The organism is Paraburkholderia flagellata (genome assembly GCF_021390645.1).
Taxonomy (GTDB): domain Bacteria; phylum Pseudomonadota; class Gammaproteobacteria; order Burkholderiales; family Burkholderiaceae; genus Paraburkholderia; species Paraburkholderia flagellata.
Genome location: NZ_JAJEJT010000002.1, coordinates 93810 through 107870 on the forward strand (window position 1 = coordinate 93810; position 14061 = coordinate 107870).

Below are 14061 nucleotides of genomic sequence, written 5' to 3' on the forward strand. Positions count from 1 at the left end.
CAGTTGTCTCCTGGGTGCTGCGGTTCTGGCAGGCGTGAGCGAGCCTGGCAAGCCACGAGAAGCGGCCTGCCGGATCGCTTGTTGCCGGGTCGGTGCCTGACGCTTTTAAGGCCCTTAACGCGTGCGCGGGCGGATATTGAGCGAGCGGCGGCCTTGCGCGTCGTTCTCGTCGGCGAGATTGAGCGCAATGCGTGCGTCGTGCAGATAGCTGTAGTGTTCGCGGCTTTGAGCGAGGAGCGCGCGATCTACCGTCGCGTGCAGCACCGCGTCTTCGTCCTTCAACTCGCAGAGCACGTCGCCGAACGGGCTCACGAGCGCCGTTTCGCCGGGGAACGTGAGGTTGTCGTCGCCGTCACCGGTGCGGTTCACGAGCGCCGCGAACATCTGGTTCTCCATGGCGCGCGCGACGATCGCGCGGCGATGCACGGGGCCGAATGGATCCATATTGCCGTTCGTGACGACGAGCATTTCCGCGCCGAGCGAGGCTACGGCGCGCGCCGTTTCGGGAAACTCGATGTCGTAGCAGATCAAAAGACCCACGGTCGTGCCCTTGAATTCGCATACCTCGTAACGGTCGCCGGGCGTGAACACACCCACGTCCGAGGCCCACAGGTGCGTCTTGCGGTAACGCAGCGCGATGTCGCCGCGTTCGTCGATCAGCACGGTGGTGTTGTAGAAACGATCGCCTTCGCGCTCGGCGAGGCCCACGGCGACGCCGATATTGGCCGTGCGTGCGGCGTCGCGCACTTTGGAGAGCGACGGACCTTCGAGCGTTTCGGCCAGATCGCGCACATTTTCGCGCGTGGGAAAGCCCGTGAGCGTGGCTTCGGGAAAGACGATGAGATCGCTGCCTTCGCGGCGCCTGGCGATCGCGTCGAGCACGCGGGCCAGGTTGGGAGCGACTGCGCCGTCCACGACCGGGATCTGCGCGAGTTCGAGTTGCATGCCTGTCTCCTTCCTTATGTATTACGTAATGCACCGCGTGGGCGTCTGGAGCGGCTATTATCTCCACGTTATTTTTGTCGAGGAATTACCCTGCAGGGGTACCCCTGATCGGAGAAGCCATGGAACTGGACTGGCAGGACCGCGCGTTCCATCACCATATCGCGACGCTGATCGACGCTCTCGACGGCCCCGACTTCTGGACCCGCATGACGCGCGTGGTCGAGCGCTTCGTCGCGTTCGACAATTGGGTTGCGCTCGTCTTCCGGCGCGATCGCGCGCCGCTCGTGTGCGCCGAGTCGCCCATGCCCGACGGCACCGTGGATCTCTTGTTCCGCGCGTATCTGGAGGGGATGTACCTGCTCGATCCGTTCTATCTCAACGCTAGCGAAAAGCCGCGCGCGGGTCTCGTCACGCTCGCCGAAGTTGCGCCCGACAACTTCCGCATGACGGACTATTACCAGCGCTACTTCAAGAGCAACATCATCGGCGACGAAGTGCAGTTCAACTTGCCTCTCGACGAAGCGCGCACGCTGATTTTCTCGCTGGGCGCAAAGCACCATTACACGGAACGCGATATTGCGTTGTTCGCAATGTTCGCGCCTTGGGTCGTCGCGCTCATGAAGCAGCGGCTCGCGTATGAGACGTTTGCCGAAGGGGTTGCCGAGGCGGTCGCGTCGGACCCGGCTGAAGCCGAAAACACGGCTCAGCAGGGGCAGTTGAGCGAGGCGGGCTTTGCGAGCCGCATCGAGGCGGTCACGCAGCAAAGCGGACGCGTGCCGCTCACCGCGCGCGAGATCGAAGTGGTGCGTTTGAGCCTGAGCGGCTTTTCCACGCGCGCGATTGCGGAGCGGCTCGAAATTTCGTTCGAGACCGTGCGCGCGCACAAGAAGCATATTTACGCGAAGCTCGGCGTGAGTTCGCAGTCGGAGTTGTTTGCGCTGTTCTACGAACCGCTTGGACGCGCGGGCGCGTGAGCGCCGCGCGTTAGAACTCGACGAGCGCGAAGTCTTCCTTGCCTACGTCGCAGAGCGGGCAGCGCCAGTCATCGGGCACGTCGGCCCAGCGGGTGCCGGGGGCGAGGCCGTCGTCGGGGGCGCCTGCCGCTTCGTCGTATACCCAGCCGCAGATCACGCAGACCCATTGCTTGAGGCCGTCGTCGGCGCCGGCAGCGGCCGTCGAGGCGCTTGCAGGTGCTTCGGGCGCGGCGCTTTCGCGCGGCGTGTCGAGCGCGACGACGAGCGGCGCTGCGGTGCTTTCGCGCGCGGCGAGTTTTGTTTGCAGCGTGGCGAGCAGTGCGGCGGCCTCGTCGGTGGTGAGGTCGATCCAGTACGGGTCGCCTGCGCCGTCATTCAGGCGTTCGGGAGAGAACTGGATTTCGAGGGCGACGCCTTTCTTGTACATAAGCGAAAACGGTTGGCTCAATGCCCCGGACGCGCTGCGCTCACAGGAAGTAGCGGAACAGCAGCGAGGCCGCGATGCCGCCAGCCGCGATCAGCGCGAGCATTTGCAGGAGCGTGATGGACTTGCTGGACTTGGCGTTCGAAGCGGTGGGACGGGTGGTGGTGTTCATAGGGTGATTTTGCGGCGGCGTAGGTTGCGTTCTCGATTGCGCCCCTTAACGTCGCCATGTTTTGCATGACGCGGATAGAGCGCGGCGGGGGAGTTTCGCACGATTTCGTGTCAACAGGGACATTTGCGCGGCGACTGCGCGCACGCGCCGCAGATTTCGCCCCCGGCAACCTGGCCGCACAGCGGTATGGATTATCGCCGCTAACGCGGGCCGGATTCCTGAGCGCCTGGAGATGGATTATTTCGCGTGCGTTGAGAGACGGCGCTCACGCATGCAGCCAGCGTTGCTCGACATACGAAAAAAGCCAGCTGACCGGCACTGCGCAGGCCATGCCGATGGCCACCTGCGCCACGCGAAAGAGCGCAACGTCCCATACCGGCCCGTTCATGGGCACGAGGAGCACGATGGTGGTGGTGATCGCGCCCAGCCGCGCGGCGGTACTCACACTCAGGCACCAGCAGCCGATGATCACCACGCTCACCGCTACGAGGTAGGCCGCGAGATTTTCCGGACCGAACGCAGCCGTGGCGAGCCCGACCACGCCGCCGGCAATCGCGCCGATGAACTGGTCGCGCGATTGCGCGAGCGTATCGGCGTAGTCGTGCTGGGTGACGGCAATAGCCGTGATCGCGGCCCAGAACGCCTGTTCAGTGTGGAGCGCGCGGCCGATGCTGTACGCAAGACCCGCCGCGCATACCGCGCGCAGCGCCATGAGCGTGCCTTGCGCGGCGCGGTTCTTGAGCGGCAGGCGCTTGAGCGCGCTCAGCGCCGACTGCTGGAGCGAAGTGAGGTACGCGTAGAGGTTGTCTTGTGGGTCGTGCATCGCGCGTGATCGGTCGTAAGGAGAACGTGAGGATAGGCGGGCGCGCCGCCAAGCATATCAAGCCGTGTCTGCCGTGTGCGCATCGTCGGGCAGGCAATGCATGCGCAACGGCTTCGCCGCGTGGCGCAGGTCGCGCTCGACGGTGCGCTGCGCGCCCTGCGCGTCGCGGCGTTTGAGCCGCCGCATCAGGCCTTCGTGTGCGTCGTTGAGCGTGTGCGCAAAGTCGGGGTCGTCGAACAGCAGGTTCGAGATCGGCCCCACCTGGAGCCACACCGTTTCGATCAGGTCCACGAGCAGCGGCGAGCCGCTTGCGCGATAAAGTGTGACGTGGAAGTCTTCGTTGGCGTCGAGATAGTGCGCGCGCTTGTTCTGCTCCAGCGCTTCGGCCATCTGCGCGCATAGGGCGTCGAGCTGCGCGATTTCGCTAGCGGTCAGGCGTGTGGCGGCGAGAAACGCCGCTTCGCCTTCGAGCATCACGCGTACGTTGAGCACGTCGTCGAACTGAGCGCGCGTGAGTTGCGGCACCACTACGCCGCGATTAGGCAGGTTCACGAGTGCCGACTCGCCTGCCAGGCGCACGAGCGCCGCGCGCACCGGCATCTCGCCCACGCCCAGTTGCTCGGCGAGTGCGTGGATGCGCAAACGCTCGCCCGGCACGAAGCGCCCGAGGCTCAGCCAGCGGCGCAGCGTGGCGTAGGTCTCGTCCTGCAGCGATTGATGCGCGCGTGTTTTCATCGATCGTTCAGTTCGTTCAGTTCGCTCACTTCGATCAGGCAGGCATCGAATGCGGCGAGTAGTCGGTCGACGTCGGCCTCGGTCGTCTCTGGGCACACGAGCATCATGTTGTGGAACGGCGTGATGAGCACGCCGCGATTGAGCAGATAGAGATGGAGCAGGTGTTCGAGTTCGTCATCCATGGCGGCGCGCGCCTCGCTGCCGTTGCGCGGCGGCATGGCGCAGAACTGGAACTCGGTGCGTGCGCCCACGCGCGTCACACACCACGGCAACGCGTGGCGCGCGATCGTCGCTGTAAGCCCATTGGCGAGTCGCTCGGCCAACAAGAACATGTGCGCGTAGGCGGCTGTGGTCATCACTTCGCCGAGCGTCGCGCGCATTGCGCTCATCGAAAGCGCGTTCGCCGTGAGCGTCGTGCCGATGCCTGAATGGCCCGGCGGCGCGTCGAGTTTCGCCTGCTGCGCACGCGCGGCGAATTCGGCCGAAAAGCCGTAGACAGCGCACGGCACGCCGCCGCCCACCGGCTTGCCGAGCACGAAGAGGTCGGGCTCAATGCCATGCTCGTGCGCGTAGCCGCGCGGCCCACTGCTGATCGTATGCGTTTCGTCGATCAATAGCAGCGTGCCGTGCTGCTTCATGAGCGCCTGCGCCTCGCGCCAGAAGTCGGGTTCGGGCAGCACCATGCCCACGTTCGTCATGACGGGCTCGGCTAGCACGCAGGCTACGTCGTTGTCGGCGAGTGCGCGCGCGAGCGCTTCGAGATCGTTGAACTCGACTACGCGCGTGGTTGGCAGCAGGTCGTGAACCTGGCCTAGCAGGCTCGCGCGCTGCGTGGGCTGACCGTCGACGAGATCGACGAACACGTCGTCCACCGTGCCGTGATAGCAGCCGTTGAAGACGAGTATCGTGCGTCGACCCGTGGCCGCGCGCGCCCAGCGCACGGCGAAGCGGTTGGCGTCGCTCGCCGTCATCGCGAACTGCCAGAAGGGCAGGCCGAAGCGTTGCGTGAGCGCTTCGGCCACGGCCACAGCGTCTTCGCCCGGCAGCATGGTCGTGAAGCCGCGCTGTGCCTGAGCCGCGAGCGCGCGCGCCACGGGCTGCGGCGCGTGGCCGAACATCGCGCCCGTGTCGCCGAGGCAGAAGTCGGCGTAGCGGTGGCCGTCCACGTCGGTGAAGGTTGCGGCGCGCGCGGCATCCACGTACAGCGAGAAGGGCGTGGACCAATCGTTCATCCAGTGCAGCGGCACGCCGAACAGCAGATGTTGTGCGGCTTGCGCGGACAATGCCTGCGATTTCGGGCGCGCGGCGGCGAAGGCTTCGCGTTCCCGGGCGAGGACGTGCTGCGAACGGTCCCAATTCAAGCCTTGGCGGGTAGGCATGCGTGTCTCCTTTAGATTTGATCAAATCTTCACATGGGCAAATGGGGAAGTAAATTTGATCAAATTCCCGGGGCGCAAAAAAAAGCGCGATGCCATACGGCATCGCGCCTTTCCACAGCCCTAAAAAGCCGTTCGTTACTTCCTGTCGATCGAGATCCGTCCCGGACCCGTTACCGCGAGTGCGAGCAAGCCGCCGGCGATGCTGATGTTCTTGTAGAAGTTGATCATATTCATCATTTGATCGGCGCCGGTCATGGTCCAGAAGTGATGGCCGATGAACGCCGTCGCAACGGTGTAGATCGCGAGCAGCACGGCGAGCGGCCGCGTGTAGAACCCCACGAGCAGCAGAATGCCAACTGCGAACTCCATGATCACGGCGATGACGGCCGACAGCATCGGCACGGGCGCGCCCACGTGCGCCATGTAGTCGACGGTGCCCGAAAAGCCGGTGATCTTGGACCAGCCGAACAGGATGAACAGGGAAGTCAGCAGGACTCGCGAGACCAGTAGCACGACGTCGTTGCCCGGCCCGAACAGGTTGTATCGCATGTTTTTCTCCGAATGAAGTTGTAAGCAGTTCACTACGTATCAGTTCGCGCTTTGCCGGACGGCGGCCCGCTTTCAGCAAGCGGGCCGCTTCGTGCCGGTCTGCGCCAGCATAACCGCAGGCGCCACGCCGAAGTTAAGACCAGAGCTCCGACACTTCGATATTACGCAGATCGAACACCAGGACCTCTGCATCGTGTCCGTCGCTGAAGCTCAACTCGCGCTCGGAACGGATACGCGCGCCGTCGCCTTCACCGAGTTCCACGCCGTTCAGCTTCACGCTGCCGCGCGCCACATGAACGTAGGCGTAGCGCTCGGCACCGATTTCGACCTTCGCCGTTTCAGCACCGTCGAGGCGTCCGGCATACACGCGTGCGTCCTGGCGCAGCAGCAGCGAGTCTTCGGCGCCGTCCGGCGAGAGGATCAGGCGGAACTTGCCGCGCTTTTCCTCATCGACGATGTTCTTCTGCTGGTAGCGCGGCTGCGCGCCCTTCACGTTCGGTGCAATCCAGATCTGCAGGAAGTGCACGCCTTCGTCGGCCGAGTGGTTGAACTCGCTGTGCGCGACGCCGGTGCCGGCGCTCATCAGCTGCACGTCGCCGGGGACGATTACCGAGCCCGTGCCCATCGAGTCCTTGTGCTCGAGCGCGCCTTCCAGCACGTACGAGAAGATTTCCATGTCGCGGTGCGGGTGCTTGCCGAAGCCGCGCGCCGGGGCCACGCGGTCGTCGTTGATCACGAGCAGGTCCGAAAAGCCCACTTGCTTCGGATCGTAGTAGTTGGCAAACGAAAACGTATGACGCGAGCTGAGCCAGCCATGTTCACCGCGGCCGCGTTGGTCTGCCTTGCGAAGTTCGATCATTTTCGTCTCTCCGTGCGAATCGTTTCGATTCGGTTGTTTGGTTGCGATGGAAGAATTTTAGGTCAATCAAATCGACTCGAATCGACGTAAAATACGACTCACCGTCACAGTTTAGTGGACAATAGACATGCAACTCGACGACATGCGGATCTTCGTGAACACCGTGGATGCCGGCAATTTCACGGCGGCGGCCCATCGGCTTCGGCTTTCCAAGCAGTTCGTGAGCCGGCGCGTGGCGGCGCTGGAGGCCGATCTGGGCGCGCGTTTGCTCGTGCGCAACACGCGCAAGCTGGCGGTCACGGACCTCGGCCAGGACTTCTACGAGCGCGCGAAGCGCATCCTCGTGGACGTGTCCGAAGCCGAGCAGGCCATGTCGGACCGGCGCAGCGAGCCGCGCGGCCTCCTGAAAGTGAGCGCGCCGATGTCGTTCGGCATGGCGCACCTTTCGCCGCTCGTCGCCGAATTTCTGCGCGAGCATCCGGACGTGCGCTTCGACATGGACCTAAGCGACCGCAACGTCGATGTGATCGGCGAGGGTTTCGATATGGCGTTGCGCATTGGGCGACTGGCGGACTCCACGCTGGTCGCGCAAAAGCTTGTCGACGTGCGCATGATCGCCTGCTGCAGCCCCGGCTACCGGCGCCGCCGCCGCGCGCCGCAAACGCCGGCCGATCTCGCGCAGCACGCCTGCCTGCCATACGGGCAACAGGGGCGCGCGCCGTGGGAGTTCATCGTCGACGGCGTGCGCACGCCTTTCGACGTGCAAGGGCCGCTGCGCGCGAACAACGGCGAAGTGATCCGCGACGCGGCCATTGCCGGGCTAGGTATCTGCTATCTCCCAGACTTCATCGTGGCGGGATCAGTTGATGCGGGTCTGCTTGTCGAGGTGCTCGAGCCGTTCATGCCGCCGCCCAACGCGCTGCACGCGCTTTACCCGCAGCATCGTGAAGCTTCCGTGACGATCCGCGCGTTCACGCAATACCTGCGCGAGCGGCTTGCGGCGCGTGCGGCAACGGCGCGTGGCGGAGCACTTTGACGCAGAAAGCCTGCGGGGCCCTTGCAGAATGGCCGTTGCGCCTGCATCTAAGGCTCAAAGCCTCGCGGACGCACCACGAAAGGGCGGGCATGTGAGGTGCATTGTCGCAGTTTCGTTGTATGCTCACCGCCCCGAGGGTTGCTCGGGCCGCGCGATGCGGGCGCGGAACCCCATGCTGGCGGGCTTTGACGGACGCTATGGGGTCCGATAGGCAGGGTTAATACCAGCGATCAAAGCAACCAATTTTTCAAACGGGCGCGGTTCCCGTAACCTTCGTCCATACCTTTTCCCAACCCAGACCGAGGAAACAACGCATGTCTCTCATCAACACGCAAGTCAAGCCGTTCAAGGCAACCGCATACCACAACGGCAAGTTCGTTCCGGTCTCTGAAGAAAACCTCAAGGGCAAGTGGTCGGTTGTCGTGTTCTACCCCGCCGACTTCACTTTCGTGTGCCCGACGGAACTCGGCGACCTGGCTGACCAGTACGCAGAATTCCAGAAGCTGGGCGTCGAAGTCTACGGTGTGTCGACCGACACGCACTTCACGCACAAGGCATGGCACGACACGTCGGACACGATCGCCAAGATCAAGTACCCGCTGGTCGGCGACCCGACGGGCGCAATCACGCGCAACTTCGACGTGATGATCGAAGAAGAAGGCCTGGCACTGCGCGGCACGTTCGTGATCAACCCGGAAGGCGAGATCAAGCTGTGCGAAATCCACGACAACGGCATCGGCCGTGACGCCAAGGAACTGCTGCGCAAGGTGCAAGCTGCTCAGTACGTGGCATCGCACCCGGGTGAAGTTTGCCCCGCCAAGTGGACGCCGGGCGCTGAAACGCTCAAGCCGTCGCTCGACCTCGTCGGCAAGATCTAAGCGTCGCTGTTCACATGCGATCGCCCTGATCGCATGACGCTTCAGATATTCAGCAGTAGATCAAAGCTGTAAATCAAAGCTGTAAGTCCGGGCCGCGCCCTCGCGGCCTGGGGCCCGGACGCATCCCAGCATTCCCCCGCTTCTTCTCTAGCCGGAAAAAAAGCCATGCTCGACGCCAACCTCAAAGATCAACTCAAAAGCTACCTCGAAAAAGTCACGCAGTCGATCGAGATCGTTGCGTACCTGGACGATGGCGAGAAGTCGCAGGAACTGCAGCAACTGCTGCAGGACATCGCATCGCTCTCGAATCGCATCTCCTACGAAGAGCGCCGTGGCGCCGCAGCCGGCGACGCGCGTACCCCTTCGTTCGAGATCAAGCGCGCGAACTCCGACGTGAAAGTCACGTTCGCGGGCATTCCGATGGGCCATGAATTCACGTCGCTCGTGCTTGCCCTGCTCCAGGTGGGCGGCCACCCGGTCAAGCTCGAGAACGACACGATCGAACAGGTGAAGGCGCTCGACGGCGTGTTCTCGTTCGAAGTCTATATGTCCCTGTCGTGCCAGAACTGCCCGGAAGTCGTGCAGTCGATCAACGCGATGGCCACGCTCAACCCGAACGTGCAGATCGTCACCATCGACGGCGCGCTGTATCAGGACGAAGTCGAGAAGCGCCAGATCATGGCCGTGCCGACCATCTACCTGAACGGCGAAGTGTTCGGCCAGGGGCGTATGGGCGTGGAAGAGATTCTCGCGAAGCTCGACACCGGCGCATCGACGCGTGCCGCAGAAAAGCTGAACCAGAAGGATATTTTCGACATGCTCATCGTCGGCGGCGGTCCCGCTGGCGCGGCGGCTGCGATCTACGCGGCGCGCAAGGGCATTCGCACCGGCGTGCTCGCCGAGCGCTTCGGCGGCCAGGTGCTCGACACGATGTCGATCGAGAACTTCGTCTCGGTCACGGAAACGGAAGGGCCGAAGTTCGCCACGGCGCTGGAGCAGCACGTGCGCGCCTACGACGTCGACATCATGAATCTGCAGCGCGCCGAAGCGCTCGTGCCCTCGGGCAACGGCTTCGAAGTGCGCACGCAAAGCGGCGCGACGCTGCGCGCGAAGAGTGTTGTGCTCGCAACGGGTGCGCGCTGGCGCAACGTGGATGTGCCGGGCGAGCAGCAGTACAAGAACAAGGGCGTGGCCTACTGCCCGCACTGCGACGGCCCGCTCTTCAAGGGCAAGCGCGTGGCGGTGATCGGCGGCGGCAACTCGGGCGTGGAAGCGGCGATCGACCTGGCCGGTATCGTGAGCCATGTCACGCTGCTCGAATTCGGCGCGCAACTGCGCGCGGACGAAGTGCTGCAACGCAAGCTGCGCAGCCTGCCGAACGTCACGGTGCACGTGAACGCGCAAACCACGGAGATTTCCGGCGATGGCCAGAAGGTCACGGGTCTCGCGTATCTCGAACGCACGTCGGGCGAGAAGCATCGTCTCGAACTCGAAGGCGTGTTCGTGCAAATCGGTCTCGTGCCGAACACCGAGTTCCTCAAGGGCACGGTGGCGCTGTCGAAGCACGGCGAGATCGAAGTGGACGCGAAAGGCCAGACGTCCGTGCCGGGCGTGTTCGCCGCGGGCGATGTGACGACCGTGCCGTTCAAGCAGATCGTGATCGCCGTAGGCGAAGGTGCAAAGGCATCGCTCGGCGCGTTCGATTATTTGATCCGCTCCTCCGTGGAGCAGGAAGAGGACGCGAAGGCAGCGCCTGTGGTCGCCTGAACTGAGGTTTAAAGCAGTCTCTCTTTACGCCGGCATACGCCGGCGTTTTTTTATGATTTCGCGAGACGAGAGATGGCTCAGTCCTGCACGAGCGGGCTGCCATACGCGAAGTTGGCCGCCGGTTCGATATGCTTTTGGCGATGCGCATTGCGCAATGGCTTGAGCACGAACACGGCGAGCAGGGCGGAGACCGCCGCCATGCCCGAGGCGAGCATGAACACCGCGTGCCAGCTGCCGGTTGCCGCGGTGATCACGCTCGTGAACGGAACGAGCAGCGCGGCGGTGCCCTTCGCGGTGTAAAGCAGGCCCGCGTTGGTCGCGGCGAACTTCGGCCCGAACGTGTCGCCGCAGGTGGCGGGAAAGAGGCTGTAGATCTCGCCCCACGCGAAGAACACGATGCCGGTGAGCACGACGAACGCCGTCGGGCTGTGACCGTATTGCGAGAGCAGCACGATGCCGATCGCCTCGATGCCGAATGCGACGAACATCGTGTTCTCGCGGCCAATGCGGTCCGACACCCAGCCGAAGAAGGGCCGCGTGAGACCGTTGAGCACGCGGTCGATGGTGAGCGCGAACGTGAGCGCGGGCAGCGTGAGGCCGAGCAGCGAAACGGGCGAGTCATGCAGGCCGAAATCCTTCGCGATGGGGCCGAGCTGTGCGGTCGCCATCAGGCCTCCGGCGGCCATCATCACGAACATGGCGTACATCACCCAGAAGATGGGCGACGCAATCACCTCGCGCGGCCCCGCGTTGTAGACGGCGCTCGCACTCTGCGCGACTTGTTTCGCCGCTTGTCCGATGGCGCGTTTGGCTGCGGCGACGCCATGCGAGGCGGGCGCGCTGAGCGCGAAGCCAAGCACGAGCACGACGATCCCTTGCCCCAAACCGAACCAGAGGAAAGTGGACTCATATCCGCTGCTCTTGATCATGTTGGCGATGGGCACGACGGTCGCCGCCGACCCCGCACCGAAGCCCGCCGCGGTAATGCCGGCCGCGAGCCCGCGCCGGTTCGGAAACCACTTGAGCGCGTTGCCGACGCAGGTGCCGTAAACGGCCCCCGCACCGAGCCCGCCGATCGCCGCCGCGATATAGAGCACAGGCAGCGACGCGGCCACCGAGTTGAGCACCCAGGCAACGGCGCACAACAGCCCGCCGCCCACGACCACGGGACGTGGCCCGTACTTGTCGACGAGCCAGCCTTCCACGGGCACGAGCCAGGTTTCGGTGACGACGAAGATCGTGAACGCGACCTGAATCGCGGCACGCCCCCAGTGATACTTCTCGTTGATCGGATTGACGAACAGCGTCCAGCCGTACTGCATGTTGGCGATCATCGCCATGCAGATGACGCCGAACACGAGTTGCGTCCACGGCGACGCGAATCGCGACGCCTCTCCTTGCCGATGCTCCATGTGTGTCTCCGGTTTTTTCGAATGAACGGCCTTCTGCGAAGGGGCGATTTCTGCCCGAATCGCAGCCCGCGAATCCTGTCGGTTTGCTGACAGTTGATTACACAATATGTAATATATCAACGAAGTCAAGCGGAAGACATCTCAGGGCTTCCACTAGCTCTGGGCATTGATGAGTATGGTTTTTGAAAGCTTTTGACCGATGCCGCCGACGCCAGAAAAAAAGCCCGCCGGCTAGGCCAGGCGGGCTGAGGCATGCGCGAGATAGCGGAAATCGCGACATGTTGATGTCGTTATAGATGAAAGCTTTTGGTAATGTAAGGGGATTTTTTTCCAAAACCTTTCAAGCGCGTTTGAGTGAAAGGTTGGCCGGCGTGCTTGTATGGATTCGGCGGTTCGGCGGAAAGCCGGGTCGTGCAGCGCTTTGGCGCGCGTGCCAAACTGGCTGCTGGTGGGTCGACACTGTCGAGCGAGGAGACGAATCATGCAGCGCGAAACATTCATCCGTAGCCTTGCCGACGAGGGCTTTCCCGAGCCCGTTGTCGTGACCCGCGAAGCCGGCGTCATGGAGGTTCATTCGCATCCGTTCGAAGCGAAGGCGCTGGTCATCGAAGGCGAACTGCACATTCGCGTGGGCGACGAAGAGCGGCACTACAGGGCCGGCGACGTGTTCCATCTCGCCGCCAACCTGCCGCACGCCGAGCGATACGGGCCGCAGGGCGTGCAGTATCTCGTGGGGAGGAAGTGAGGGCAGCTCGCTCCCTCACCCCCGTGCCGCAATCTCCTTCTTCCACCCGGCGATGATCTTCCCGGCGAGCGCGTTGTAGTCACCGTCGAAGTGATGGTCGCCGCCCGTCTTGACGACGTCGATGCCGGTGTTCACGAGCGCCGGGCACAGCGTTTCTTTCTCACCCGCCCCATACACGCATTGCACGATCGAAGGCGGCACCTTCGCGAGTTCCGGGCGCACTTGCAGCGCCTTGTCGCTGGCGGGCATGCCGAGCCAGCCCGTCACGCGGATCTGGAAGTCGGCGTCCGGCGCGAAGCCGAGTAGCGACATGTACGACACCTTCGCGCGCAGCGCGTCGGGCAGACGGTTGTAGGCGAACGGCATCACGTCCGCGCCAAACGAGTAGCCCACGAGCGCGATGTGCTGCGCATGCCAGCGCGAGCCGTAAGTCTTCAGCACGCGTGCGAGATCGTGGCTCGTTTGTACCGGCGTCTTCTCGCTCCAGAAGTAACGCAGCGCGTCCCAGCCGATCACCGAAATTCCCTGCTTTTGCAGCGCTTCTGCGATCGTCTTGTCGAGATCGCGCCAGCCGCCGTCACCCGAGATCACGACCGCGAGCATGTCGGTGGGGTGCGCGGCGGGCAGTTCGACGAGCGGCAGATCCGACACGTCCTCGTCGCTTTCCGTCGCGACGCGCAAGTGATTCGATGTGAGCGCAACGATCTTGTCGGCGTCGGCGACGCTAGGGGCAAACGCACGCGGCGCGCCAGAATTCGTTGCGCGCGCATCTTTCGTCGTCATGCCCTGCTCGAAGAAGCCGGGCAAGCCATTGCCGCGCGAAAGCGTGGGATCGGCCGGGCAGGGTGAGAAGCGCGCGTCGGGCGTCGCGGCGGGGTCGAGCGACACGGCGCCCGCCATCGTGTTCGCGGGCGCCTGCGAGAGCATGCGCTGAGCGATGAGCGCGCCTTCGCCGCTGCCGATGGCGATCGGCGCGTAGTACTCGCTGGCGCCCTGCTGGCGTTCGAGCTGATGGCTCAGCGCTTCGGCGTCGCTATAGAGCTTGTGGCAGGTTTCGTTCTTTACGGCCGCGAGATTCTGCGCGTAGCGCTCCGTATCCACACCCACGACGAGCGCGCCATGCTGCGCGAGCGCGTCGGCGCGTGTCTGGTCGGCGGCGCTCCAGTGCTTGTCCGCGGAAAACAGCACGGTGAAGCCGCGCATCGCGCCGATCGGTTTCGTCACCGCGACTTCGCCGTAACGGCCGCCGGAAATGTGCATCGTCGCGGCGGAAGCCGGCGTCGAAGTAGCCATCGAAGCGGGCATTGAAGCCGCGTTCGCGTGAGCCGTGAAAAACGCGAGCACAGCGGCGCCCGCTGCCGTG

Annotated in this window: 15 protein-coding genes; 5 read left to right on the forward strand and 10 right to left on the reverse strand. The window is 63.9% G+C overall.

What is annotated here, in order from left to right; translation table 11 throughout:
- Window positions 1-114: 114 nt before the first annotated feature.
- Window positions 115-945 (reverse strand): carbon-nitrogen hydrolase family protein, encoded by an 831-nt coding sequence (locus L0U83_RS14795; protein WP_233884123.1) that lies wholly within the window; start codon window positions 943-945, stop codon window positions 115-117.
- A 119-nt stretch (window positions 946-1064) separates the two neighbouring features.
- On the opposite strand from L0U83_RS14795, the gene L0U83_RS14800 reads away from it, so the two are divergent.
- Window positions 1065-1919, forward strand: a complete 855-nt coding sequence (locus L0U83_RS14800) for a helix-turn-helix transcriptional regulator (RefSeq protein ID WP_233884124.1) — start codon at window positions 1065-1067, stop codon at window positions 1917-1919.
- Between the two features lie 10 nt (window positions 1920-1929).
- Here L0U83_RS14800 and L0U83_RS14805 read toward each other — a convergent pair whose 3' ends face one another.
- The 7 genes from L0U83_RS14805 to L0U83_RS14830 form a co-directional block, all read right to left on the reverse strand.
- Window positions 1930-2346: a rubredoxin gene (locus L0U83_RS14805; protein WP_233884128.1), complete on the reverse strand. Its 417-nt coding sequence runs from the start codon at window positions 2344-2346 to the stop codon at window positions 1930-1932.
- Window positions 2347-2386: 40 nt separating this feature from the next.
- Window positions 2387-2515, reverse strand: coding sequence for a hypothetical protein (locus L0U83_RS40535; RefSeq protein WP_267939366.1), 129 nt, complete (start codon window positions 2513-2515; stop codon window positions 2387-2389).
- 265 nt (window positions 2516-2780) lie between these two features.
- Window positions 2781-3338: an FUSC family protein gene (locus tag L0U83_RS14810; RefSeq protein WP_233884132.1), complete on the reverse strand. Its 558-nt coding sequence runs from the start codon at window positions 3336-3338 to the stop codon at window positions 2781-2783.
- A 57-nt stretch (window positions 3339-3395) separates the two neighbouring features.
- Complete coding sequence (locus tag L0U83_RS14815; RefSeq protein WP_233884134.1) at window positions 3396-4073, reverse strand: GntR family transcriptional regulator; 678 nt, start codon at window positions 4071-4073, stop codon at window positions 3396-3398.
- Complete coding sequence (locus tag L0U83_RS14820) at window positions 4070-5452, reverse strand: aspartate aminotransferase family protein (protein ID WP_233884135.1); 1383 nt, start codon at window positions 5450-5452, stop codon at window positions 4070-4072. The genes L0U83_RS14815 and L0U83_RS14820 overlap by 4 nt, the downstream gene beginning before the upstream one ends.
- Window positions 5453-5587: 135 nt before the next feature.
- Window positions 5588-6001 (reverse strand): DoxX family protein, encoded by a 414-nt coding sequence (locus L0U83_RS14825; RefSeq protein ID WP_233884136.1) that lies wholly within the window; start codon window positions 5999-6001, stop codon window positions 5588-5590.
- A gap of 133 nt (window positions 6002-6134) precedes the next feature.
- Complete coding sequence (locus L0U83_RS14830; protein WP_233884139.1) at window positions 6135-6860, reverse strand: pirin family protein; 726 nt, start codon at window positions 6858-6860, stop codon at window positions 6135-6137.
- A gap of 127 nt (window positions 6861-6987) precedes the next feature.
- Here L0U83_RS14830 and L0U83_RS14835 point away from each other — a divergent pair, with 127 nt between their 5' ends.
- From L0U83_RS14835 to ahpF, 3 genes are all read left to right on the forward strand, one after another.
- The gene (locus L0U83_RS14835) at window positions 6988-7896 is read left to right on the forward strand and encodes a LysR family transcriptional regulator (protein ID WP_233884141.1); all 909 of its coding nucleotides are present in this window, start codon (window positions 6988-6990) and stop codon (window positions 7894-7896) included.
- Window positions 7897-8210: 314 nt separating this feature from the next.
- Entirely contained in the window at window positions 8211-8774 is a 564-nt protein-coding gene (gene ahpC / locus L0U83_RS14840) for an alkyl hydroperoxide reductase subunit C (RefSeq protein WP_028202722.1), read from the forward strand.
- Between the two features lie 165 nt (window positions 8775-8939).
- Entirely contained in the window at window positions 8940-10541 is a 1602-nt protein-coding gene (gene ahpF / locus L0U83_RS14845) for an alkyl hydroperoxide reductase subunit F (RefSeq protein WP_233884143.1), read from the forward strand.
- A 77-nt stretch (window positions 10542-10618) separates the two neighbouring features.
- Here the strand turns inward: ahpF and oxlT are convergent, their stop codons facing one another.
- Window positions 10619-11953 (reverse strand): oxalate/formate MFS antiporter, encoded by a 1335-nt coding sequence (gene oxlT, locus L0U83_RS14850; RefSeq protein ID WP_233884144.1) that lies wholly within the window; start codon window positions 11951-11953, stop codon window positions 10619-10621.
- A gap of 481 nt (window positions 11954-12434) precedes the next feature.
- Between oxlT and L0U83_RS14855 the strand changes: the two genes are divergently transcribed.
- Window positions 12435-12698: a cupin domain-containing protein gene (locus L0U83_RS14855; protein WP_233884145.1), complete on the forward strand. Its 264-nt coding sequence runs from the start codon at window positions 12435-12437 to the stop codon at window positions 12696-12698.
- A 15-nt stretch (window positions 12699-12713) separates the two neighbouring features.
- On the opposite strand, the gene L0U83_RS14860 is transcribed toward L0U83_RS14855, so the two are convergent.
- On the reverse strand, window positions 12714-14003 hold the full coding sequence (locus L0U83_RS14860; protein ID WP_233886522.1) for a virulence factor family protein: 1290 nt from the start codon (window positions 14001-14003) through the stop codon (window positions 12714-12716).
- Window positions 14004-14061 lie beyond the last annotated feature (58 nt).

Bases quoted from the DNA above. Each gene is read 5' to 3' on its own strand.
- oxlT (WP_233884144.1), bottom strand. From the start codon at position 11,953: ATGGAGCATCGGCAAGGAGAGGCGTCGCGATTCGCGTCGCCGTGGACG.
- L0U83_RS14830 (WP_233884139.1), bottom strand. From the start codon at position 6,860: ATGATCGAACTTCGCAAGGCAGACCAACGCGGCCGCGGTGAACATGGC.
- L0U83_RS14825 (WP_233884136.1), bottom strand. From the start codon at position 6,001: ATGCGATACAACCTGTTCGGGCCGGGCAACGACGTCGTGCTACTGGTC.
- L0U83_RS14855 (WP_233884145.1), top strand. From the start codon at position 12,435: ATGCAGCGCGAAACATTCATCCGTAGCCTTGCCGACGAGGGCTTTCCC.
- L0U83_RS14860 (WP_233886522.1), bottom strand. From the start codon at position 14,003: ATGCCCGCTTCGATGGCTACTTCGACGCCGGCTTCCGCCGCGACGATG.
- ahpC (WP_028202722.1), top strand. From the start codon at position 8,211: ATGTCTCTCATCAACACGCAAGTCAAGCCGTTCAAGGCAACCGCATAC.
- ahpF (WP_233884143.1), top strand. From the start codon at position 8,940: ATGCTCGACGCCAACCTCAAAGATCAACTCAAAAGCTACCTCGAAAAA.
- L0U83_RS14800 (WP_233884124.1), top strand. From the start codon at position 1,065: ATGGAACTGGACTGGCAGGACCGCGCGTTCCATCACCATATCGCGACG.
- L0U83_RS14820 (WP_233884135.1), bottom strand. From the start codon at position 5,452: ATGCCTACCCGCCAAGGCTTGAATTGGGACCGTTCGCAGCACGTCCTC.
- L0U83_RS14815 (WP_233884134.1), bottom strand. From the start codon at position 4,073: ATGAAAACACGCGCGCATCAATCGCTGCAGGACGAGACCTACGCCACG.
- L0U83_RS14795 (WP_233884123.1), bottom strand. From the start codon at position 945: ATGCAACTCGAACTCGCGCAGATCCCGGTCGTGGACGGCGCAGTCGCT.
- L0U83_RS14810 (WP_233884132.1), bottom strand. From the start codon at position 3,338: ATGCACGACCCACAAGACAACCTCTACGCGTACCTCACTTCGCTCCAG.
- L0U83_RS14835 (WP_233884141.1), top strand. From the start codon at position 6,988: ATGCAACTCGACGACATGCGGATCTTCGTGAACACCGTGGATGCCGGC.
- L0U83_RS14805 (WP_233884128.1), bottom strand. From the start codon at position 2,346: ATGTACAAGAAAGGCGTCGCCCTCGAAATCCAGTTCTCTCCCGAACGC.
- L0U83_RS40535 (WP_267939366.1), bottom strand. From the start codon at position 2,515: ATGAACACCACCACCCGTCCCACCGCTTCGAACGCCAAGTCCAGCAAG.